Source organism: Brevibacterium samyangense, from assembly GCF_039529845.1.
Classification (GTDB): domain Bacteria; phylum Actinomycetota; class Actinomycetes; order Actinomycetales; family Brevibacteriaceae; genus Brevibacterium; species Brevibacterium samyangense.
This window is the reverse complement of sequence record NZ_BAAANO010000004.1, coordinates 174085-196857: the sequence shown is the minus strand read 5'-3', so window position 1 is coordinate 196857 and position 22773 is coordinate 174085. Positions and strand designations below refer to the sequence as shown.

The 22773-nt window shown below is 69.4% G+C and carries 16 protein-coding genes and 1 pseudogene; 10 read left to right on the top strand and 7 right to left on the bottom strand.

What is annotated here, in order from left to right; translation table 11 throughout:
* Positions 1–67: 67 nt before the first annotated feature.
* On the bottom strand, positions 68–1495 hold the full coding sequence (locus ABD172_RS02145; protein ID WP_344306516.1) for an LPXTG cell wall anchor domain-containing protein: 1428 nt from the start codon (positions 1493–1495) through the stop codon (positions 68–70).
* 310 nt (positions 1496–1805) lie between these two features.
* Positions 1806–3101, bottom strand: a complete 1296-nt coding sequence (locus tag ABD172_RS02140) for a diacylglycerol/lipid kinase family protein (RefSeq protein ID WP_344306515.1) — start codon at positions 3099–3101, stop codon at positions 1806–1808.
* Between the two features lie 100 nt (positions 3102–3201).
* On the opposite strand from ABD172_RS02140, the gene serS reads away from it, so the two are divergent.
* From serS to ABD172_RS02110, 6 genes are all read left to right on the top strand, one after another.
* Positions 3202–4491, top strand: coding sequence for a serine--tRNA ligase (gene serS / locus ABD172_RS02135; RefSeq protein ID WP_344306513.1), 1290 nt, complete (start codon positions 3202–3204; stop codon positions 4489–4491).
* Complete coding sequence (locus ABD172_RS02130) at positions 4488–5297, top strand: HAD family hydrolase (RefSeq protein WP_344306511.1); 810 nt, start codon at positions 4488–4490, stop codon at positions 5295–5297. Before serS ends, ABD172_RS02130 begins: the two co-directional genes overlap by 4 nt.
* A 74-nt stretch (positions 5298–5371) precedes the next feature.
* Positions 5372–6388: an NAD(P)H-quinone oxidoreductase gene (locus ABD172_RS02125; RefSeq protein WP_344306509.1), complete on the top strand. Its 1017-nt coding sequence runs from the start codon at positions 5372–5374 to the stop codon at positions 6386–6388.
* Positions 6385–6993, top strand: coding sequence for a proteasome activator (locus tag ABD172_RS02120; protein ID WP_344306507.1), 609 nt, complete (start codon positions 6385–6387; stop codon positions 6991–6993). Before ABD172_RS02125 ends, ABD172_RS02120 begins: the two co-directional genes overlap by 4 nt.
* A gap of 82 nt (positions 6994–7075) precedes the next feature.
* On the top strand, positions 7076–7690 hold the full coding sequence (locus tag ABD172_RS02115; protein WP_344306505.1) for a hypothetical protein: 615 nt from the start codon (positions 7076–7078) through the stop codon (positions 7688–7690).
* Positions 7687–8532: an HAD family hydrolase gene (locus ABD172_RS02110; protein ID WP_344306503.1), complete on the top strand. Its 846-nt coding sequence runs from the start codon at positions 7687–7689 to the stop codon at positions 8530–8532. The genes ABD172_RS02115 and ABD172_RS02110 overlap by 4 nt, the downstream gene beginning before the upstream one ends.
* A gap of 144 nt (positions 8533–8676) precedes the next feature.
* Here the strand turns inward: ABD172_RS02110 and ilvA are convergent, their stop codons facing one another.
* Positions 8677–9975, bottom strand: coding sequence for a threonine ammonia-lyase IlvA (ilvA, locus tag ABD172_RS02105; protein WP_344306579.1), 1299 nt, complete (start codon positions 9973–9975; stop codon positions 8677–8679).
* A 250-nt stretch (positions 9976–10225) separates the two neighbouring features.
* Here ilvA and ABD172_RS02100 point away from each other — a divergent pair, with 250 nt between their 5' ends.
* The 4 genes and pseudogenes from ABD172_RS02100 (at position 10226) to ABD172_RS02085 (ending at position 17874) form a co-directional block, all read left to right on the top strand.
* Positions 10226–12370, top strand: coding sequence for an alpha-1,4-glucan--maltose-1-phosphate maltosyltransferase (locus ABD172_RS02100; protein ID WP_425546640.1), 2145 nt, complete (start codon positions 10226–10228; stop codon positions 12368–12370).
* Between the two features lie 164 nt (positions 12371–12534).
* A complete protein-coding gene (locus ABD172_RS02095; protein ID WP_344306500.1) occupies positions 12535–14793 on the top strand; it encodes a maltokinase N-terminal cap-like domain-containing protein in 2259 nt (752 codons plus the stop codon).
* Positions 14688–17000, top strand: a pseudogene (gene glgB, locus ABD172_RS02090) (1,4-alpha-glucan branching protein GlgB); the annotation flags it as partial. The gene ABD172_RS02095 and the pseudogene glgB, both read left to right, overlap by 106 nt.
* Before the next feature lie 157 nt (positions 17001–17157).
* On the top strand, positions 17158–17874 hold the full coding sequence (locus tag ABD172_RS02085; RefSeq protein WP_344306577.1) for an ATP-binding cassette domain-containing protein: 717 nt from the start codon (positions 17158–17160) through the stop codon (positions 17872–17874).
* 3 nt (positions 17875–17877) lie between these two features.
* On the opposite strand, the gene ABD172_RS02080 is transcribed toward ABD172_RS02085, so the two are convergent.
* From ABD172_RS02080 to ABD172_RS02065, 4 genes are all read right to left on the bottom strand, one after another.
* Positions 17878–18915, bottom strand: coding sequence for a methionine synthase (locus ABD172_RS02080; RefSeq protein ID WP_344306498.1), 1038 nt, complete (start codon positions 18913–18915; stop codon positions 17878–17880).
* Positions 18916–18974: 59 nt separating this feature from the next.
* Entirely contained in the window at positions 18975–19958 is a 984-nt protein-coding gene (locus ABD172_RS02075; RefSeq protein WP_344306496.1) for a putative oxygenase MesX, read from the bottom strand.
* Positions 19959–20083: 125 nt separating this feature from the next.
* Positions 20084–21037 carry a LysR family transcriptional regulator gene (locus tag ABD172_RS02070; RefSeq protein ID WP_344306494.1) on the bottom strand — a complete coding sequence of 318 codons (954 nt, stop codon included), beginning with the start codon at positions 21035–21037 and terminating at the stop codon, positions 20084–20086.
* Between the two features lie 148 nt (positions 21038–21185).
* Positions 21186–22721 (bottom strand): gamma-glutamyltransferase, encoded by a 1536-nt coding sequence (locus tag ABD172_RS02065; protein WP_344306492.1) that lies wholly within the window; start codon positions 22719–22721, stop codon positions 21186–21188.
* Positions 22722–22773 lie beyond the last annotated feature (52 nt).

The following is a 22773-nucleotide window of genomic DNA, read 5'->3' as shown; positions in this document are numbered from 1 at the left end:
GGCCTCGTGCTGTCGGGTGTCGATGTCACAGGAGTGAGTGGACGCCCGGCGGGTGGAACTCAGCGCGTCACTTGACGCGGCGACGGGTGAGGAACACCGCGGCGCCACCGACGGCGAGGAGCACAGCGCCTGCGCCGAGGGCCGAGAGCTCGGCACCGGTGCGGGGGAGTGCCGACGGGTCGGACTCGTCCTCGGTGGATGCCTCGTCGGTGGTGTCCTCGGAACCGCCGGCGTTGGCCTCCTCGGTCGACTCCTCGGAGGGCTGCGGGGCCGGAGCCTCGGTGGTCTCGTCGTCGGACGGAGCCTCGGTGGTGGGCTCCTCGGACGGGGCTTCCGTCGTCGGCTCCTCGGACGGCGCCTCGGTGGTGGGCTCCTCGGACGGGGTCTCCTCCGGAGCCGGGTCGCCCACGGTCACCGTGGTGGTTGCGAGACCGTTGCCGGCGCCGTCCTGCAGGGCGACGGTGTACTCGCCCTCGGGGACCTCGGTGCCGTCGGCGGCCCAGGTCACGGGGTTGAGTGCGCCCTCGGCGTTGGAGGAGGCCGCGAGGTCGAGGGTTTCGAAGCCCTCGGGACCGGAGACGATGAGGTGGTAGCCGTCATTGTCCGCGATGAGCGGGTCGGAGTCGGCAGTCGTGGAGAACACGAAGTTCTCTGCGCCGGAGTTGAAATCCTCGACAGAGATCTGATCGGTGTTCACCGACAGGGTCGGCGCGACCTGGGAGACGATGAGATCCGAGGAAGCGACGACATCACCGGCGGGGTTCACGAGGTCGATGTTCCAGGTGCCGACGAGGTTCTCGGCGGTGGCCGGGTTCTCGGCCACGATACCGCTCGCGATCCGACCGTAGGCGTCGGCGTATTCGGGCCACTCGCTCGAACGCGAGTCGTCGCCCTCCATGGTTGCGCGCACGGTGTATTCGGCGAACGGTTCGAGACCGCGAGCGTTGAGGTCCGAGCCGCCCTCGGCTTCGAGCTCTGCGACGGTCGCGGTCTGCGGCGAGATGCCGAGCTGCGGGTTGTACGCGATCGCATCGACGGTGAGGGTCCGGGAGACGACGGTGGTGCCGGCCTCGTCCACGACGGAGATTGTGTGGTCGCCGGCCCAGTCGTTGATGCTGTCGCGGTCCGGGTAGATGCTGAAGGTGTTGTCCGCCTCGGCTCCGGTCTCGTCGGTGAAGATGCTGCCGGAGACGACGGCGCTCGACGGGTCGTCCTGGACGCCGGGGGCGGTGCTCGAGAACTCGACCGTGTAGAAGGTTTCCGGGGCGAGTCCCGAGATCGACCAGGACGTGTCGATGTCACCGGTGTAGAGGTGGCCGACATTGAGGTTCGACACGTCGCCGACGAAGGTGATCGCGGGATCCGCAGCCGGTGCGGTGGCGGTCGCCGTCGCGGTCGGGGTGGGTGCCGGAGTGGTGGCGGCGAGTGCGGGGGCCGCGCCGAGTCCGGTGATTGCCACGGCGACTGCCGGAGCAAGGAGCATGCGCTTCTTCACGAGTTCCTCTTTCGCTTTCGAGCTTCGGTCGTTTCTCCCGCCGTGGAGGCGGCACACACGAAGTATGGAGACAACTGCCGAAAACCTAAGGGTGACTGTGAAGTAGGAAAAGCCGCAGTGGCAGTTTGTTGCGGGACTGCTACGGCAAGATCACGAAAAAAACGCTGGTGGGGCCGTGTGTAGGCCGAGAATCCCGGGATGCGACCCGAATCGCGATCGTTATCGTTTCGTGACGTTACTTTTCGGTCCGAATGTGCTTCCCGGTGAACCGTGCACGCAACGCCGTGAATCCACTCCGGTGAGGTCCGACCTATGCCGGCATCCCGAACGGCCAGCCGTCGAGGCGGATGAGTCGCTGCTGTTCCGCCGTGGGGATCCGCATGACGAGGGCAAGAGGATCGACCTCCATCTCGAGGTAGGTCGTCTCCCCGTGTGCATCGCCGTCGAACTGCACCTCTATCGGGGTCTCCGACTCGATGACGATGCGGGCGCACTGGTACACCTCGGTGTGCAGGCCCTTCTTCCCGGCCCGCCCGAGGATCGACATCCCGACGCCCAACCACTCGACGATGTTCTTCGGCGAGAGCACGAGGACGTCGAGCACGCCGTCGTCGACCTTCGCCCCCGGCACGAGCTCGATGCCGCCCTGCACCTTGCTGCAGTTCGCCCCGAGCACCGACCGGATCCGTGCGGTGAACGGTTCCTGGTCGTCGAGCGTGACCCGCACCTTCGTGCGCGAGCCCTTGAGTTTCCGGGATCCGGCCTCGAGGTACGCGAGCCAGCCGGCCTTCTTCTTGAGCCCGGCGTCGGTGTCCGCCATGACGTCCGCGTCGTACCCGATCCCCGCCATCACCATGAAGACGTGGTCCCCGCGCGTGTCCGGAGCGCGCGTGTCGGGCGTGCCTTCGGCTCCCGACGGCGTCCCGCTGTCCGAGCTCCCTGCTCCTTCCGCCCGGTCGTCCTCCGCCCGTCCGTCCTCCGCGCGTTCGTCCACTGCGGAACCCACCACCGCCACGTCCGCGCCGGCTTCCGTCGGCGGCTCGAGGCGGGCGTGCACCGCGTCGAGCCGGTGGTCCCGACCCCACAGCGCCACCCGGAGTGCCCATTCGGGCTTCTCGATCGGCAGCCCCAGGTTCCTCGCGAGGAGGTTGCCGGTGCCGAGGGGCACGATGCCCATCGGGGTGTCGGTGCCCGTGAGCACCTCGGCGACGTGCCGGACGGTGCCGTCGCCCCCGGCCGCGATGACGAGGTCGACCCCCGCCGCGAGTGCTTCCTGCGCCATCGCCTCGCCGGGATCGTCCGCGGTGGTCTCGATGACGAGCGGGGGCGCCCAGCCCTCCTGCCGGCTGATCGCCCCGGCCGTGGCGCGGAGATCGGTCGCGCCCTCCTTGATCGGGTTGAGTACGAGCGCGGCCCGCGGCAGCGCCGTGCCGGTCCCGGACCCCTCCTCGCCCTCCGCACCCGAGGCGCCCCGCGCCTCGGCGTCCGAACGCTCCTTCTCCGCCCGGCGGCTCCCGAAGGCGGTGCCCACGCCGAACGCGATGAACAGTGCGACGACGACCAGCACGACGATGAAGAGGACCTCGGTACCCGTACCCATGCTCATGGCCTCAATCTAGCCGTTCGACACGTGCCGCAGGAGCCGTGCCCGGGGCGGGGATCGGGGCGCCTCCGCGCCGTGGGTTCGCGCGGTAGGCTTGGCAACCGTGATCGATCTTCAGCAGCTCAGAGAGAACCCGGAGGTCTTCAGGGCCTCGCAGCGCGCACGCGGCGACGACGAAGCACTCGTCGACACCATCCTCGCCCTCGATTCCTCCCGCCGGGCGGCGATCACCGCCTTCGAGGAGGCGCGCGCCGAGCAGAAGGCCTTCGGCAAGAAGGTCGCCCAGGAGAAGGACAAGGACGCCAAGGCCGCACTCGTCGCGGAGGCGAAGGCGCTGTCCGACCGGGTGAAGGCGCTGCAGGCGGAATCCGAGTCCGCGGAGTTCGACTTCGACACGACCGTCCGCAAGCTCGCGAACCTCATCATCGACGGGGTGCCCGCCGGCGGCGAGGACGACTTCGTCGTCGTCAAGGAGGTCGGCACCGCGCGCGACTTCGCCGCCGAGGGCTTCGAGCCCAAGGACCACCTCGCGATCGGTGAGGAACTGCGGGCGATCGACACCGAACGCGGCGCCAAGGTCTCCGGTGCGCGTTTCCACTACCTCACCGGATTCGGCGCGCGCCTCGAACTCGCGCTCCTCACTCTCGCGCTCGACACCGCGGAGAAGCACGGATTCCGGGCGGTCGTCACTCCGACGCTCGTGAAGCCCGACGTCATGCAGGGCACCGGGTTCCTCGGCGAGCACGCCGACGAGGTGTACCGCCTCGAGGCCGACGACCTGTTCCTCACCGGCACCTCCGAGGTCGCCCTCGCCGGCTACCACATGGACGAGATCATCGACCTCTCCGACGGCCCCGTCCGCCTCGGCGGGCTGTCCTCCTGCTACCGCAAGGAGGCCGGGTCCTACGGCAAGGACACCCGCGGCATCATCCGCGTCCACCAGTTCCAGAAGGTGGAGATGTTCTCCTACGTCCACGAGGACGACGCGGAGGCCGAGCACGCGCTCATGCTCTCCCTCCAGGAGGAGATGCTCACCAAGTGCGGTCTGCCGTACCGCGTCATCGACACGGCCGCCGGCGACCTCGGCGACTCCGCGGCCCGCAAGTACGACTGCGAGGCGTGGGTGCCGACCCAGGGCAAGTACCGCGAGCTCACCTCGACCTCGAACTGCACGACCTTCCAGTCGCGCCGCCTGCGCATCCGCGAGCGCACCGAGGACGGCACGCAGTACGTCGCGACGCTCAACGGCACGATGGCGAACACGCGCTGGCTCGTCGCGATCCTCGAGAACCACCAGCAGGCCGACGGCTCGGTCACTGTGCCGGAAGCGCTCCGCCCCTACATGGGCGGCATGGTCGCCTACGGACCGGAAGGACCGCGGTACGACTCATGACCGAACCGCACCTCGTCGCCCTCGACATCGACGGCACCGTCGTCGACTACGACGACCGGATGACCGAGCGCGTGCGTGAGACCGTGCGCGCGGTCTCCGCCGCCGGTCACCACGTGACGATCTCGACCGGTCGTGCGCTCGCGGGGGCGCTCGAGGTGGCGAACCGCCTCGGGCTCGTGACCGGGTACGTCATCGCCTCGAACGGCGCCGTGATCGCCCGCCTCGATCCGGAGCTCGAACGCGGGTGGGAACTCTTCCACACCGTCACCTTCGACCCGAAGCCCGCGCTCGAACGGATGCACGAGGCGCTGCCCACCGCGATTTTCCTCGTCGAGGATCCGGACCTCGTGCGGTGGGCCACCGGCGAGTTCCCGGACGGGGAGCTCAACGAGGACTCCGAACTCAACATCGTGCCCTTCCACGAACTTCTCGAGAAGGACGCGGTGCGTATCGTCCTGCGGGAACTCACCGGGACGACCGAGGAGTTCGAGAAGGCGGTCCACGCGAGCGGCCTGCACGGGGTCACCTACAACGTCGGCTGGAGCAACTGGCTCGACATCTCCCCGGAGGGCGTGTCGAAGGCGAGTGGGCTGGAGATCGTGGCGGAGCGCCTCGGGGTCCCCGCCGAGCGCACCGTCGCCGCCGGTGACGGGACGAACGATCACGAGATGCTCGACTGGGCGCACCACGCGATCGTCATGGGGCAGGCCAAGGAGGAGACGAAGGCGTTCGCGACGGTGATCGCACCGCCGGTGTCCGAGGACGGCCTCGCGATCGCCCTCGAGGAGTACTTCACCCTGTCCTGAGCTCGGGACGCCGTTCCGCGGTCGGGTTCCGCGTGCGTCTCCCGCGTGTCCGTGGTCCCGCATAGGGTGGAGACATGCGAGCCATCACGATCCCCACCCCCGGCGGCCCCGAGGCCTTCGTCGTCGATGACGTCCCGGTTCCGGCCGTGCCCGCGGGTTCCGTCCTCGTCCGTGTCCACACCGCCGGCATCAACCGTGCCGACGTCCTCCAGCGCAAGGGTTTCTACGATCCACCGGCCGGGTCCACCCGGATCCCCGGCCTCGAGGTGTCCGGCACCATCACCGAACTCGGTGAGGGGGTCGAGGGCTGGAACGTCGGAGACCGGGTTGCCGCGCTGCTCACCGGAGGCGGCTACGCCGAGTACGTCGACGTCCCCGCCGGGCAGCTGCTGCCGGTCCCGGAGAACCTCTCCCTCGAGGACGCCGCGGCACTGCCCGAGGTCCTCTGCACCGTGTACTCGAACGTGTTCATGGGTGCCCGCCTGCAGCCGGGCGAATGGTTGCTCGTCCACGGCGGCGGCTCCGGCATCGGCACCGCAGCGATCCAGCTCGCGAAGCACTTCGGGGCGAAGGTCGCCGTCACCGTCGGATCCGAGCGCAAGGCGCAGTTCTGCCGCGACCTCGGGGCGGATGCCGTCATCAACTACCGCGACGAGGACTTCGTCGAACGGATCGAGGAGATCACCGCGGCGGATGCGGAGGCTGCGGGCCGCACCCCGGGTGCGAACGTCGTCTTCGACATCATCGGCGCGAAATACCTCGAACGGAACATCAAGGCCCTCGCCCACGACGGCCGTCTCGCGATCATCGGCCTGCAGGGCGGTGTGAAGGCGGAGATCAACCTCAACGAGCTCATGCGCGCCCGCAAGACCGTCATGGCGACGACCCTGCGTGCCCGCCCGGCCGCACAGAAGGCCGCGATCGTCGCCGCGGTCTCGCAGGACGTGTGGCCCGCGGTCGCGGACGGCACGATTCGCCCGATCATCCACAGCGTGCACCCGCTCGCGGAGGCAGGTCCCTCCCAGGAACTGTTGGAGAATGGGGAGTCGATCGGCAAGGTCCTACTGTCCGTTTCAGAGGAGAACGCATGAGCGAGAACACCCCACTCGAGCCCACGCTCCCCGACGAAGCCGAGGAACACGCACCCTCGGCCGAGGCACCCACCCGTCACGACCTCGTCGCCGGGGTTCCCGGTGCGGGTCCGGCCGGTGCGGCGGATTCCGAGGACGAGGAACCCGCGGTGTCCGAGCCGGGCAAGCTCCTGCGCCTCGGCACCATGGCGAAGCAGCTCCTCGAGGAGGTGCGCCAGACCGAGCTCGACGAGGGCGGTCGCGAACGCCTCGCGGAGATCCACCGGCGTTCGGTCGAGGAACTCGCCGAGGGGATGTCCCGGGAGCTCGCGGACGAACTCCGCGGACTTGCGCTGCCGTTCGACGAGGACGAGGTGCCCTCCACCGGTGAACTCCGGATCGCCCAGGCCCAGCTCGTCGGCTGGCTCGAGGGGTTGTTCCACGGCATCCAGACCGCGATCATGGCCCAGCAGGCCATGGGTCGCCAGGGCGCCCGAGGTGCCCTTCCCCCGGGCATGGTCGTCGTCGACCCACAGTCCGGTCAGGCCCACCCTCCGCAGGGTGCGCTCCACCCCGGTCAGACGCCCGGCGAGGACTCCGGGCATCGTCCCGGCAACTACCTCTGAGCCGGTTTCGCGCCCGTCCCTACCCCGCCCGGCCCCGTCCGGCATCCGTACCGCACAGGAAAGACAACCGAGAAGCCGAATCATGAGTCTGTGGACGAAGGTCCGGGCGGCCTTCGCCGGAACCGAGGAACGACAGCCCGCCGGGCGTGCCCGGTCCGGCGGTGGTGCATTCGCCGGGAACCAGCACCGTACCGGTGATCCCGACGTGGACCTCGGCACGGGGCTGTGGCGACAGCACCACGACCGGTTCGCCAGGGCCGTCGACCGCTTCTACGAGACCGCCGTCGCCGTGCAGAAGGACGCGGACATCGCGGCCGGAAGCACTGCACTGGAAGGGGACAACACGATCGCGGTCGCTCGGGCAGCGGAGACCCTCGCCCGCCTCACGGCAGTGCTCGGCGGCGAGGCGGGGCGGGTGGAGAACCTCGTGGCGGATCTCCACGCCCGCTTCCCCCTCGCCGGCCAGGTGGTCCCCGCCGAGGTGCGCTCACATGTGGGAGATCTGCCCGAACTCCTGTCCCGCGCCGCCCGGACCGCCGCCGAGGCCGGTCAGGCCGCGTCGATGGCACGGGTCGCGATCCGCACGGGCACCGACCCGCTGGGTGCCGCCCGGTCCGCGGAGACGTACGCCGCGAAGGTCGGTGACCTCGTGGAGGCGTGCACGGCCGAACTGCGCGGTGAGGGGGACCGGGAATGACCACGACACCCGCGGGCGCCGCCGGCACACCGGGAGCACCGATCCGGCTCGTCGCGAGTGACATCGACGGCACCCTGTTGCGCCACCCGGAGCCGCTGCCACGGGCCACCGTGGACGCGATCCGGGCCGTTCTCGACGCCGGTATCGACTTCCTTCCCGTCACTGGCCGTCCCATGCGGTGGCTCGACGCGATCACGGACGCGGTGCCGGGACTCGGCCACATCGTGTGCGCGAACGGGGCCGTCGTCTACGACCTCGTGCACGACCGGGTGGAGACCGCCCACACGATCGACGCGGACGCGCTCGGCGGGTTCGTCGACGTCGTCCGCGACCACATCCCCGACGCGCGCCTCGCGTTCGAGACGCTGCACGGCATGTACATGGAGAAGGGGTACGTGCTGCCGGCGCCCAAACGCGCGACCCTCGTGAAGGTCGGCGACTGCTCGCAGGTGCACGACGTCGTCAAGGTCCTCCTGCGGACGGGATCGAGCGACTCCGATGCGCTCCTCGCCCAGGTGCGCAGCGCCTTCGGGGAGTCCCTCCACGCCTCGCACTCGAATCCGGAGAACGGCCTCGTCGAACTGGCCCCGGCCGGGGTGACGAAGGCGCGGACCCTCGCCGCCTATTGCGAGGAGCGGGGGATCGCCGCGGCGGAGGTCGCGGCCTTCGGCGACATGCCGAACGACCTCGAGATGCTCCAGTGGGCCGGTCACGGTTACGCGATGGCCGACGGCCACCCCGAGGCGATCGCGATTGCCCGACTCACCGCGCCTGCCCTCGGCGAGGGCGGGGTCGCCTCGGTGCTCCGTGCGATCGCGCGGGAGGCCCGGGGCGCGCACTGACCGGCCGCTGTTCGAACCGCTGGTGCTCCAACGGATTCGCCGAGGACGATCGATTCCGTTTCCGTTTCGTGGGAAGTCAATCGAATCGATCGACTTGAGCGAATCCGTTGGTAAAGCGGGCGCGGGTCCGCTCAGGAGCACTGCTCAGGTGAAGAGGCGGAACAGCGGGGAGTCCTGATCGACCTTCTCGATCTCGAGAGGGCTCTCCTCCATCCGGTGCAGGAGCGCCGCGAGGTCCTCGGGAGCGCCGAGCGTGATGCCGACGAACGCCGGTCCGGTCTCCCGGTTCGACCGCTTCACGTACTCGAAGAGGGCGATGTCGTCGTCCGGACCGAGCACCTCGTCGAGGAAGCGGCGGAGGGCTCCGGGTTCCTGCGGGAAGTTCACGATGAAGTAGTGCTTGAGGCCCTCGTGGACGAGGGAGCGTTCGAGCACCTCGGGGTAGCGGGATATGTCGTTGTTCCCGCCGGACACGAGGCACACGACCGAGGCCCCCGGCTCCACCTCGACGACCGCACCGGATCCGAGCGGGCCGACTGCGGCCGCGGCGAGGGCACCGGCGGGCTCGGCGATGATGCCGTCGATCTGGTACAGGTGCAGCATCTCCGAGGCCGCGGCACCCTCCGCGATCGGGCGGATGTCGAGCCCGAGGTCCTGGACGAGTCCGAAGGTCGTGTCCCCGGCGCGGCGCACCGCGGCACCGTCGGCGAAGGAGTCGACGGAGTTCAGGGTGACGGGTGCACCCGCCTCGAGTGCGGCGATCATCGAGGCCGCGCCCGCCGGTTCGATGCCGATGACCCGGGTGCGCGGCATGTGCACCGCGGCGTAGGACGCGATTCCGGCGAGCACGCCGCCGCCTCCGACGGGGACGAGGACGTAGTCCGGGTCGGTCGGCATCTGCGCCTTGATCTCCGCGGCGATCGTGCCCTGGCCGGCGATCGTGCGCGGGTCGTCGAACGCGGAGACGAGGAGCGCACCGGACTCCCGCGCGAACTCCTTCGCGAGCGCCGAGGCGTCGTCGTACGTGGAACCGGCGACGACGACGGTGACGTCCTCACCGCCGAAGTGCCGGATGCGGTCGATCTTCTGCTTGGGAGTGGTCTTCGGGACGAAGATGCGTCCGGTGATGTCGAGTTCGTTGCAAGCCCGGGCCACGCCCTGCGCGTGATTGCCCGCCGAGGCGCACACGACTCCGCGCTCGCGTTCGGCTCCGTCGAGCTGGAGCATGAAGTTGAACGCGCCCCGGATCTTGTACGAACGGACGGACTGGAGGTCCTCCCGCTTGAGGTGCACGCGCGCGCCCGTCGTATTCGACAGGCGCTCGGAAATGTGGAGGGGGGAGGTGATGACGGAGCGCGCAATGCGCTCGGCGGCTGCTTCCACGTCGAGCGCGGTCGTGCGCACCCGGGCGGACGGGGTCCGTGTCGTCTCCTCGATGAACATGGCGTTCATTGTGCTCCCGCGGCCGCCGGAGCGACGAACGCAGCGCCGTATTCGTTCACGATGCGGGACGGCGGAGCTGTGATCGTTCGGTGCTCGATCGATCGACTTCCGGAGCGTTCACATCCCGATTGAATGCTGGGTGTCGGCGAAACCCAGCAGTGAAATGCGATTTCGGATGACGCGGCGCAAGGAATCGGAATCTCGAAGCACCCGCGGACACGCAAGAGTTCACCGCGTGGTCCTTGTCACGATGCCTAAGGTGGGGATCATGGACGACATGGCCTCCACCCACTTCAGCCGCATCCCGATCGTCGACCCGCGCCCGCTCGTCGAGGGCGGTGCGTTCCCCGCGAAGGCGATCCCCGGTGAGCACGTTCCCGTCTCCGCCCTCGTGTTCAAGGAAGGGCACGACGTCATCGGTGCGAACGCGTTGCTCCTCGACGACACGGGCCGGATCGTCCATCGGTCCCTCCTCTTCAACACGCCCGAGGAGGTCGACCGCTACAGCGGATTCGTCACCCCGCTGCGGCCGGGCGCTCACACGATCGTCATCGAGGGGTGGCTCGACGACTTCGCGACCTGGGCCCACCGTGCCGAGGTGAAGATCGCCGCGGACACGGACGTGGAGCTCATGCTCGCCGAGGGCGTCGAGCTCCTCGGCCGCTACCTCGCGGACACGAAACCCGCAGGAGAGGCGAAAACGATCCTCACGGACTCGATCGCCGCCCTCGAGTCCTCCGAGGGCACGCCCCTCGAACGCCTCCACGCCGCACTCACCCCGGAACTGCGCGCGGTCTTCACGCGCAACCCGGCCCGGTCCCTCGTGAGCGCCTCGCAGCCCCTGGCGCTCGACGTCCAGCGCACGGCCGCGGGCTTCGCCGCCTGGTACGAGTTCTTCCCCCGCTCGGAAGGAGCTCACCGGGACCCGGAGACCGGCGAGTGGACCTCCGGCACCTTCGGCACCGCAGCGGAGTCTCTCACCCGCGTGGCCGACATGGGGTTCGACGTCATCTATCTGCCGCCCATCCACCCGATCGGCCGGACGAACCGCAAGGGCCCGAACAACACACTCACCGCCGGCCCCGCGGACCCCGGTTCCCCCTGGGCGGTCGGCGCGGCCGAAGGCGGACACGACGCGATCCATCCCGACCTCGGGACCTTCGAGGACTTCGACGCCTTCGTCACCCGTGCACAGGAACTCGGTCTCGAGGTCGCACTCGACCTCGCGCTCCAGGCGAGCCCCGACCACCCGTGGGCGAAGGACCACCCCGAGTGGTTCACGACCCAACTCGACGGGACCATCGCCTATGCGGAGAACCCGCCGAAGAAGTACCAGGACATCTACCCGATCAACTTCGACAACGACTACAAGGGCCTGCGCAAGGAGGTCCTGCGGATCTGCCGTCTGTGGATCGAGCACGGTGTGCGGATCTTCCGCGTCGACAACCCGCACACCAAGCCGCTGCGGTTCTGGGAATGGCTCATCGCGAAGATCAATGCGGAGTACCCGGACGTCGTCTTCCTCGCCGAGGCGTTCACCCGCCCGGCGATGATGCAGTCCCTCGCGAAGGCCGGGTTCCACCAGTCGTACTCGTACTTCACGTGGCGGAACACGAAGGAGGAGATCACCGAGTACCTCACGGAGCTCAGCATCGAGAGCCACGCGTACCTGCGCCCGAACTTCTTCGTCAACACCCCGGACATCCTCACCGAGTACCTCCAGTTCGGCGGTCCCGCGGCCTTCCGCATCCGCGCGATCCTCGCGGCCACCTCCGCCCCGCTGTGGGGCATGTACGCCGGGTACGAGCTGTGCGAGCACGTCGCCCGCCCCGGCGCCGAGGAGTACATCGACAACGAGAAGTACGAGTACAAGGACCGCGACTTCGCCGGGGAACTCGCCGCCGGCCGGTCGCTCCAGCCGCTCATCACCCGCCTCAACGAGATCCGCCGCAGTCACCCGGCGCTCTCGGAGATCACGAACCTCACCTTCCACGAGGCCCTCGACGACAGCGTCCTCGTGTTCTCCAAGCGCAAGGACGACGACGTCGTGCTCGTCGTCCTCAACGTCGATCCGCACGGGACCCGGGAGACGATGGTCCACCTCGACCTCGCGGCCCTGCGTCCCTTCGACGCGCACACCCGTCCCCGCCCCGAGCGGCCCACCGCGGCCCAGTGTGCCGCTGCCGAAGAAGCCGCCGAGGCGCCCTGCGCCTTCGCCCCGGACGGCACCCGGCTGCCGGGCGCCTCGGGAAAGCATGCGGACGCCCCGGAGGCCCACGGGACCTTCCGCGCCCACGACCTCCTCACGGGCGAGGAATGGGAGTGGGGTGCGGAGAACTACGTGCGCCTCGACCCCCGGGAGCGCCCCGCGCACGTGTTCCACGTCCGGTGGTGAGAGCCGCTGCACGAGCGCGGGCGGAAGACCGCGCGGCGACACCGGCGGGAAATGTGAACGGGAGCGGGTCGCTCACCGGGACGCACGCACCCGTTCGGCTCCGCTTCGTGTGCAGAAGCATTCGTTAAGGTTGGGGCAAACAGTCGGACGTCCGAGGGGGAACAGTGGCCATCAGCAGCGAACTCGAGGGGCTGCTCTCCGCCTGGTTGCCGCGCCAGTCGTGGTTCCCCGGACTCGGTGGGTTCCCGGGCGAGGAACCGGACATCACCCCGATGTCCGTCGCCCGCCTCTTCGAGTTCGGGCCGGCGGACACGGAGATCGGCACACCCGATGCGATCCCCGGAACCTCGCTCGAAGGCCCCTCGCTCACCATCCAGGGACACGAGGCGATCATCGAGGTCTCGACCCGTTCGGCCGTGAAGCGCCTCAATGTGCCGCTGAGCTTCCGGACGGTCGAGGACTACGCGCTGCGCCCGCACCTCATCGGTGTCATCGAGGACATCACGCTCGGGACGTGCTGGGTGTACGACGGAGCGGCGGACCCGATCTTCGTCGTCACCCTCGCGCAGGCGATGGCCACCGGTCGCCGGTTCCCCGGCGGGCAGGTGCAATCCGACCGCGTCGGTGAACCCGGAAGCCGCTTCGAGGCGCTCACCTCCGGCCAGATGCTCGTCGCGAAGGCCGGGTCCGTGAAGTTCGGGCTCCTCGAGAACCGGCAGAACGCCTCCTCCGTCGTCATCGCGGACGAGGCCGAACCCTGCGTCCTCACGATCTTCCGCGTGCTCGAACCCGGCAGCGCCGCCGCCGTCACGGTCCCCGTCGCCCTCACCCAGGCCGACTCCGCCGCCGTTCCCCATGTGCTCGGCTGGGCGACCGGCCGCTGGTTCGACGCCGAGACGCTCGAGACGACGAGTGCGCCGATCGGCATGCTCGCCCGCACCGAACCCGATGCCGTCCCCGCCTGGCGGGAGGCCGTCGACACGGTCCTCGAGGTCGACTCCGGGTCGATCGGCAGCTACAACCGGCGTGCCATGTCCCTCGGTGGTCGGGTGGGCGAGCTCCACCTCGAACTCGCCGGGGAGTTCGGCATGGTCCGCAGCGACGGTGAACCCACCGATTCCTGGGTGAAGAAGTGGAGCGACCGCGTCGACTGGGCACTCTCCCGCGCACCGCTCGCCCTCGGCAACCTCCAGGCGCCCCTGCGTGCCCACCAGCGGGCGCTCGCCGCTCTCGAGAACGTCGGTGCTCTCCAACGCATCCACGGTGAACTCACGCTCAACCACGTCGTGAACTCGGCGGTCGGCGGGTTCCAGGTCGTCGATTTCGCGGACTCCCCGCGGGACGATCCGAAACCGCCCTCGCTCGACATCGTCGCCCTGCTGCGGAGCATCGACTACGCGGCCGGGTTCGCCCGGTTGAGACGGACCGGTGCCCTCGAGGAGAACGCGATGCCCTCGACGGTCGGCCTGTCCGGCCTCGACCAGTCGGGGCTGCGGGACGTCGCCGATTCACCCGAGTACCTGTGGTCCTCGCAGGCCCAGAACGCACTCCTCACGGGGTACTCGCACGCCGTCGGCGCGTCCGTCGGACTCCACAACCCCGTGCTCCGTGCCGCGCTCGTCGACCGCCTCCTCGTCGAGGTCGTCACCGAACTGCGGAACCGCCCCACGTGGCTCATCGTGCCGCTCGCGACGCTCTCGCTCCTCCTGAGGGGCAAGCTCGCCCACGATCCCTCGGGCGCCCCCGAGATCCTCGGTGCCGTCGTCGGTACCGAGGCGGCGGGCACCCCGGCCGGGGAGGCCTTCGTGCCGCAGGCCGACGCGCTGCGCCGCGCCGAGGAGTTCGCCCGCACCGAGGCGGCCCGCACCGAGGCAACCCCGACCGGTGCGGCGCGCGCGGGTGCAGTACCCGCGGATGCCTCGCCCGAGGACCCCGAGGCGGTGGTACCGACGCCGGTGCCTTCCGAGGAGGACCCGGCCGGTGAGGCGGATCCCGGCGGTGACGCCGACCCGGCTCCCGAGGCGCCCGCCACGCCGCAGAACGCCGGGGAGGTCCCGGAGAACGATCCGGACTTCGAGGAGCTGCCGGGCGCCTCGGCGGCTCCTGCTCCGCGGGCTGCGACCGATACGCCGTCCGCCGACCCGGACTCGGGTGACGACGAGGACGACGACGAGGTCGACGACGGGGAGATCGACATCTACCCGCCCATGCCCGCGAAGCCCGCAGCACCGCCGAAACCGGCGGCAGCACCGGAACCAGCCGCGGGACCGAAGCCCGCCACGGCACCGAAGGCTGCTGCCGGTCCGAAAGCGGCGGCACCGAAAGCGGCAGGTCCGAAGCCGGCCGCTCCGAAACCGGCGACGCCCCCCGCGCCGCCGAAGCCCGCTGCACAGCCGCAGCAGAAACCGGGAGATCGTCCATGACCACGCTCACCCCCGACCTCGTGCACACCGTCGCCGCGGGCGCTCACTACGACCCGCACGGAGTGCTCGGTGCGCACCTGGTGCGCACCGCCTCGGGGATTCCCGGTGTGCCCGACCGGGAGGGTGTCGTCGTCCGCGTCGTGCGGCACATGGCACTGAGCGTGACGATCCTCGTCGGCGAGGACCGGTACCCCGCGGACCACCTCGACGCCGGGGTGTGGGTGGCACCGCTGCCGCTCACGCAGATCCCCGACTACCGGGTGGAGACCGTGTGGGAGGAGGGGAAGCCGGTCGTCCAGGACGATCCCTACCGGTACCTGCCGACGATCGGGGAACTCGATCTCCACCTCATCCGCGAGGGCCGTCACGAGCGCCTGTGGACCGTGCTCGGCGCGAACATCCAGGAATACCCGAGCGTGCACGAGGGGCCCGACGCGACGATCCGCGGCACCGCCTTCGCGGTGTGGGCACCGAACGCACAGGCCGTGCAGGTCGTCGGCGACTTCAACGGCTGGGACGGCCGGGGCCACGCGATGCGGTCTCTCGGCGGTTCCGGGGTGTGGGAGCTCTTCGTACCCGGCGTCGACGTCGGACAGATCTACAAGTACCGCGTTCTCACCCGCGACGGGCGCTGGATCGACAAGGCGGACCCGCTCGCGAAGGCGACCGAGGTGCCACCGGCAACCGGTTCGGTCGTCACCGAATCGACCTTCGCATTCACGGACGCCGCATGGATCGCCGAGCGTGACTCCCGCCCCGCGGTGCACGGCCCGATGAGCACGTACGAGGTGCACCTGGGTTCGTGGCGCCTCGGGCTGGGGTACCGGGAACTCGCGGAGGAACTCGTCGCGTACGTGCAGGACCTCGGGTTCACCCACGTCGAGTTCATGCCCGTCGCCGAACACCCCTTCGGCGGATCCTGGGGATACCAGGTGACCTCGTACTACGCACCCACGTCACGATTCGGTTCACCGGACGAGTTCCGGTACCTCGTCGACGCGCTCCACGCGGCCGGGATCGGCGTCATTCTCGACTGGGTGCCCGCCCACTTCCCGAAGGACGCGTGGGCGCTCGCGCAGTTCGACGGGCAGGCGCTCTACGAGCACCCGGACCCGCGCCTCGGCGAGCACCCGGACTGGGGCACGCTCATCTTCGACTACGGCCGCAAGGAGGTGCGGAACTTCCTCGTCGCGAACGCGCTGTACTGGCTCGAGGAGTTCCACGTCGACGGGCTGCGGGTCGACGCGGTCGCCTCGATGCTCTACCTCGACTACTCGCGCGAACCCGACCAGTGGGTACCGAACGAACACGGCGGGCGCGAGAACCTCCGGGCGATCGAGTTCCTCCAGGAGGTCAACGGGACCGTCGGTAAGCTCCACCCCGGCGTCGCGATCATCGCGGAGGAATCGACGGCGTTCCCGGGCGTCACCGCACCGACCTCGACCGGCGGGCTCGGGTTCGACCTCAAATGGAACATGGGTTGGATGCACGATTCGCTCCAGTACGTGTCGCACGACCCCATGTACCGCAACTGGCACCACAACGAGATCACCTTCTCGATCGTGTACGCCTTCTCGGAGCAGTTCGTCCTGCCGATCTCCCACGACGAGGTCGTCCACGGCAAGGGCTCCCTGCTGCGGAAGTTCCCCGGCGACAGGGGGCAGCAGCTCGCAGGTCTGCGCGGATTCCTCGGGTACCAGTGGGCGCATCCGGGCAAGCAGCTCGTCTTCATGGGTTCGGAGTTCGGTCAGGAGGCCGAGTGGTCCGAGCAGCACGGCCTCGACTGGTGGCTCGCGGACGACCCGCGGCACGCCGGTGTGCAGAAGCTCGTGACCGACCTCAATACGGTGTACCGCGAGGAAGCGGCCCTGTGGGAGCAGGACACGACCTCGTACGGTTTCCAGTGGCTCGACGGGGCGGATGCGCAGAACTCCGTCCTCTCCTTCGTCCGCTGGGCGAAGTCGGGGCGGGCCGTCGTGTGCGTCGTGAACTTCAGCGGACGCACCCTCGAGGGGTACTCGGTGCCCTTCCCCTTCGCCGGCACGTGGACCGAACGGATCAACACCGACGCCGAGGTGTACGGCGGTTCCGGCACCGGGAACCTCGGCGCGGCGCACGCGGACGGGCCCGGACGGAACGGTTTCCCGTCCTCCGCGGTCATCACGGTCCCGGCGTACGCGGCACTGTGGTTCACTCCTGCCGACTGACGGAGGGTCGGTGACGGTTCTGCCGGCGGCCGCGGGGCCGGCCCGGTCGCGTCCTCCGCTTCCCGGCACCGCGATACATACCCGCAGGGACACATTCACACGGGCGTAACGAAACGGATACGGCCGCGAGTGCCGCGATCACTACGTTCGAATCGTGATGTTGTTCGCCGAGGAACTCCGGAAGGAACAGGGGCGAGGTCGCCGCAAAACGACCCTCGTCCATGACGTCACTCTCGAAATCGGCACCCGTACCGCACTCGGTATCGTCGGGGCGGCCCCCGACTCCGGTGCCTCGGCACTCGCGAAGATGCTCGCCGGCCTCGAGGCCCCCTCGAGCGGAGAGGTCCGCCTGTGCAGCGCCTCGGTCGCCCAGCTCCTGCGGACCCCCGCCGGACGCAAATCGTTCCGGCGCCGGGTCCAGTACCTCGGCAGTGGGGTCGCCACGAGCTTCGATTCCCGTCGGACCCTCGCCGAGGCGGTCTCCGCTCCGCTCAAGACCCTCCGGGGTATGCACGCGGAGGCGGAGATCAAGGAACGTCTCGTGACGGTCGCAGACGAACTCGGGCTCGAGGCGGCCTGGTACCAAATCCACTCGACGCACCTCTCGCCCGAGGAACTCCACCGCTTCGCGCTCGCCCGCGCCCTCGCCGTGGAACCGGACGTCCTCGTCCTCGATTCCTTCGGCACGGACCTCTCCGAGTGCTCCTACGCCGAACTCATGGGCGTCGTGCGGCGCCTGGCCGAGGACCGGGAGTTCGGCCTCGTGTGCGTCGACCGCAGCACTCCCGCGGTGTATCCCTACGTCCGCGAGGTCCTCGTCATGGAAGCGGGGAGGATCGTGCACCGTCAGGAGGTCACCCCGGTCCGGGTGTGAGCGTCACACTTTCCCCGCGAGCAGTTCCTCCCGGACGATCCGTGCGCCTTCCGTGAGTGCGGCGGCCTTGGCCTCGGCGACGCCACGCGGCAGCGGTGCCATCCCGCAGTTCGTGGACGGATACAGCTTGTCCGGGGCGACGAACCCCAGGGCCCTCCGCAGGGTCGCCGCCACCTCCTCGGGCGTCTCCACCGTTTCGGTCGCGACGTCGATCGCGCCCACCATGACCTTCTTCCCCGCGAGGAGAGCGATGAGGTCGACGGGCACGTGCGAGTTGTGGCACTCGAGCGAGACGATGTCGATCGTCGACTGCTGCAGGAGCGGGAACGATTCCTCGTACTGCCGCCACTCGGTGCCGAGCGTGGCCTTCCAGTCCGTGTTCGCCTTGATCCCGTAGCCGTAGCAGATGTGGACAACGGTCTCGCAGCGCAGTCCCTCCGCCGCCCTCTCGAGGGTCTTCACTCCCCAGTTCCGCACGTCGTCGAAGAAGACGTTGAACGCCGGTTCGTCGAACTGGACGATGTCGACGCCCGCGGCCTCGAGGTCCCGGGCCTCCTCGTTGAGGATCCGCGCGAACTCCCACGCGAGCTCCTCCCGGCTGTGGTAGTACCTGTCCGCGAGCGTGTCGATCATCGTCATCGGACCCGGAAGCGCCCACTTGACGGGCCGATCGGTGCGGGCCCGGAGGGCTCTCGCGGCATCCACGAAGACCGGTCGTTCACGTGTCACGGGGCCGACGACGGTCGGGACGCTCGCGTCGTACCGGTCGCGGATCCGGACGGTCTCCCGATTCTCGAAGTCGACCCCGCCGAGGTGCTCGATGAAGGTCGTGACGAAGTGCTGGCGGGTCTGTTCCCCGTCCACGACGATGTCGAGTCCTGCGTGCGCCTGCGCATCGGCGGCGAGGTGGAGAGCGTCGTGCTGTGCTTCGGCGAGTTCTGCGCCGGAGAGTTTCCACGGTGCCCAGAGGACTTCGGGTTCGGCGAGCCATGTGGGCTTCGGGAGACTGCCGACGAGCGTGGTGCGAAGGAGGGAGTGCATGGGTGGGGCTCCGTTTTCCTGTGCGGTGGTCCGAGGGGTGAGTTATGTGCGAGGTGGCGTCATCGGGCCCCGGCCGCGGACCAGCTGTCGAGCTCGGCGCGGTGGGGGACCATGAGGAGGCGTTCGATGAGCTCGCCCTGCTTCCGGCCCAGTTCCGTCCGTTCGACCCTGTCGTAGACGACACCGGTGGTGGAGAAGTCCGGGTTGTCGAGGGTCGGTGCGAAGACCTCGCCGGCGGGCGCCTCGGTGTTGTAGATCTCCGGACGGTAGATCCGCTGGAAGACCTCCATCGTGCTGATGGTGCCGTAGAGCGCGAGGTCGCTGTGGTCCGTGAGCAGATCCCCGGTGAAGTAGAACGCGAGCGGGGCCACGGCGCCGCGGGGCATGAAGAACCGGGCCTGCATCCCCATCCTCGAGAAGTAGTCGTCCGTGAGAGAGGAGGCGCTCTGGCGGTACTCGACGCCGAGGACCGGGTGCGGTGCACCGGCCCGACGGTACGTGCGGCTCGTCGACACGCTCAGACAGACGACCGGCGGCCGGGCGAAGCGGGATCGGTAGGCCTCGGATGCGAGGAAGTCCTGGAACAACATCCCGTGGAGCACCCCGAAATCCTCCGGCACCGCGAATTGCGCCCTCGTCGCATTGAACGCCGGGAGCACGACGCTGAAGTCGTAATCGCGGATGTACGAGGAGAAATTGTTCCCCACGATCCCGGGGATCCGCTCTCCCGTCGCACGGTCGAGGATCGTGACGGCGAGGAACTCGACGAAGGGGAAGGCGGGGCCCGTGCCGTCGGCGTCGAGGAGCAGATCCGCGGTGACGATCTCGAGTCCGAGGGAGTAACGGTCGCTGCGTGTGCCGCTCTCCGTCGTCAGATCGCCGAGGCGCGCGTCCATCATCCGCAGAGCGGTCCGGAGGTTCTCCCGGCGGTTCGTGCCGCGGGCGAGGTTCGCGAAGTTCGTGGTCCGGCGGGAATCCGCTGCCGGGGTGTAGTCCTCGTCGAACGGTGTGGTGGTGATGCGGTAGCCGAATACTGGTGCCATGGGCCGAGGGGTCCTCGCTCTCTCACTCCGGCCGCGGGCCGGTGCCCACGTCGAGATCGCCAGCGTAATAAGACCCCCGAGGCATAGCTTCATTCGATCCGCAGCGGATTAGGGATAGAGGATTCCTATGGGAGGAGTTCGACGTCGAACTCTCCGACGACCTCACGCACGGCGGAGAGGAACACCTCGGCCTGGCCGGAGAGCGGGATGCTTCCGTGACGGATCCACCCGACCTCGATGCGATCGTCGACGTCGAGGGGAATCGCGACGATCGCGGGGTCGAGATCGTCCGACACGACTCCGGTGGAGACCGTGTATCCGCCCAGGCCGATCATGAGATTGAAGATCGTGGCGCGGTCGCTCACCCGGATGTCGCGGGCCACCGACCGGGTGGACAGGATCTCCTCCGCGAAGTGGAAGGAGTTGCGCACCCCCTGGTCGAACGAGAGCCGCTGGAGTTCCGCGAGGTCGTCGAGCGTGACCCGGTCGCGTGCCGCCAGGGGGTTCGTGCGCGCGACGAAGACATGGGCCGTGGCCCGGAACAGGGGTGAGAAGACGAGCCCCGAGTCCCGCAGAAGTCGGTCGATGACGTTCCGATTGAAGTCGCTCCGGTAGATCACGCCGAGTTCGCTGCGGAGCGTGCTGACGTCCTCGATGATGTCCGCGGTGCGGGACTCGCGCAGCGCGAACTCGTACTCCGCGGCCGAGGATTCCCGCACCATCCGGACGAACGCCTCGACGACGAAGGAATAGTGCTGCGCGGAGACCCCGAGGAGGCGGCGGGACGGCGGGCGGGCGAGATACCGCTGTTCGAGGAGCTCGGCCTGTTCGACGACCTGCCGTGCATAGCCGAGGAACTCGATGCCCTCCTCGGTGAGGACGATGCCGCGGACGGAGCGGCGGAGCAGGTCACAGCCCACGCGGCGCTCGAGGTCCTTCATCGCCGCCGACATCGTCGGCTGTGCGACGAGAAGCAACTCGGCCGCCGCGGTGATCGATCCCTCGGTGGCGACCTCGATGAAATACCGGAGCTGCTGGAGTGTGATGCCCCGGATGTTCCGTGCGTCCTCGTGTCCCATGGCCTCACCGTATCCAGCCGAGGGGACGGAGACGGCCCGGAACGACGCACGGGGGCGGTCGGCACATGCTGATCGCCCCCGTTCGACTCCGCGCTGCGCCCGCCTCGCGCGGGGCGTTCGTCGCTCCTGCGTCGGACCGCGAGGGGGCTCAGCCGACCCAGGCGGAGCCGTCGGCACGCGGATCCGAGGCCGCGAGCACCTCGGGGCCCCGGCGGTCGATGACGTTCGCGTGGCCCATCCAGTCCGTGAGCGGAGCCGTCGTCTTCACGTCCTCCGGGGTGGCCGCCGCGAGGACCGCCTGCACCGCAGCCGGCACGTCCTCCTCGATGTTCACCGACCACGGCGTGTCATCCGGCAGACGCACGCCGGAGACCCAGCGGGGGAGTGCGACCGCCTCGTCCGGGGTTCCGCCCTGCACGAGGTGCATGAAGAGTCGGGCGTGGATCTGCGCCTGGCCCTTGCCGCCCATCGTCGACTGCACGAGTTCGACCGTGCCGTCCGCGTCCGTGACGAGCACCGGCATGAGGGTGTGCGGCGGGCGGCGACGGCCGGACACGAACTGCGGGGACGCGGGATCGAGCGAGAACATCGAGCCGCGGTTCTGGAAGACGATGCCGGTCGCGGGATCGAACTCCCAGGCACCGAATCCGGAGTAGAGGCTCTGGACGAGCGAGATCGAGAGGGTGCCGTCGCTCGCTGCGACGCCCACGGTGTCCCCGTCCGCCGGCGGGGTCGGCACGGAGTCGTCGCGCTGCGGCAGGCCGAGGTCCATGAGCGTCTCGTCCGCGACGCCCTCGGTGAGGATCGAGTCGCGCAGCATGTCGGAGCGGGCGAAGGACTCCACCCATGCCCCGGCGATCTGTTCCTCGGTCACGGAACCGGCCTCCGCCTCGGCCCCGAGGTCGAGCTTGAGGCCCTCGAGAAACCGCAGGAAGCTGAAGCCCTGGCACGGCGCGGGACCGGTGTGGACGGTGTGCCCGGCGAAGGTCGTCGAGAGCGAACCGCGGGTGCGGACCTCGTAATCGGACAGGTCCTCGGCCGTCCACTCCGGGCGGATCGATCGCAGGTAGGAGAGCACCGCCGAGGCGAGCTCGCCCTCGTAGAAATCGGCCGGACCCGCAGCGGCGAGGCGCTCGTACGTCGCCGCGAGGGCGGGGTTGGAGAACTCGGTGCGGGTCGCCCAGTCGGGGCCGAAGAAGCCCTCGACGAAACGGAGCCCGTGGTCCCCGGCCTTCGCCGTGGTGTCGATGGCCTTGCGGACCGAGGGGGCGATCTCGAAGCCGTCGCGGGCCGCCTCGATCGCGGGGGCGAGAACGTCCGCCCACGGCAGCGATCCGTAGGTCGAGTGGAGGAACTGCCACCCGCGAGCGGTGCCGGGAAGCGTGATGGCCTTCGGGCCGCGCGCGGGCACCCGCTCGGCGCCCGGGTGCTCGGTGCGCCACGCCTCGGCGTCCACCCCGGCCGGAGCCCATCCGAATCCGTCGACGAGGACGGGGGCGTCGGTGCCCGTGGCGACGAGCGCGATGAGGTCGCCGCCGAGTGAGGTGTTGTGCGGGTAGACGACGGTGAGGACCGCGTCCGCGGCGATCGCGGCGTCCACCGCGTTGCCGTCGGCCTCGTACATGCGGCGACCTGCTTCGGTTGCGAGGGTGTGGGCGGTGCTGACGGCGCGCTGGTTGTTCATGGGGATGTGTCCTTCGGTCCGTGGTGCGGGCGACGGGGTCTCGTCGACGAGG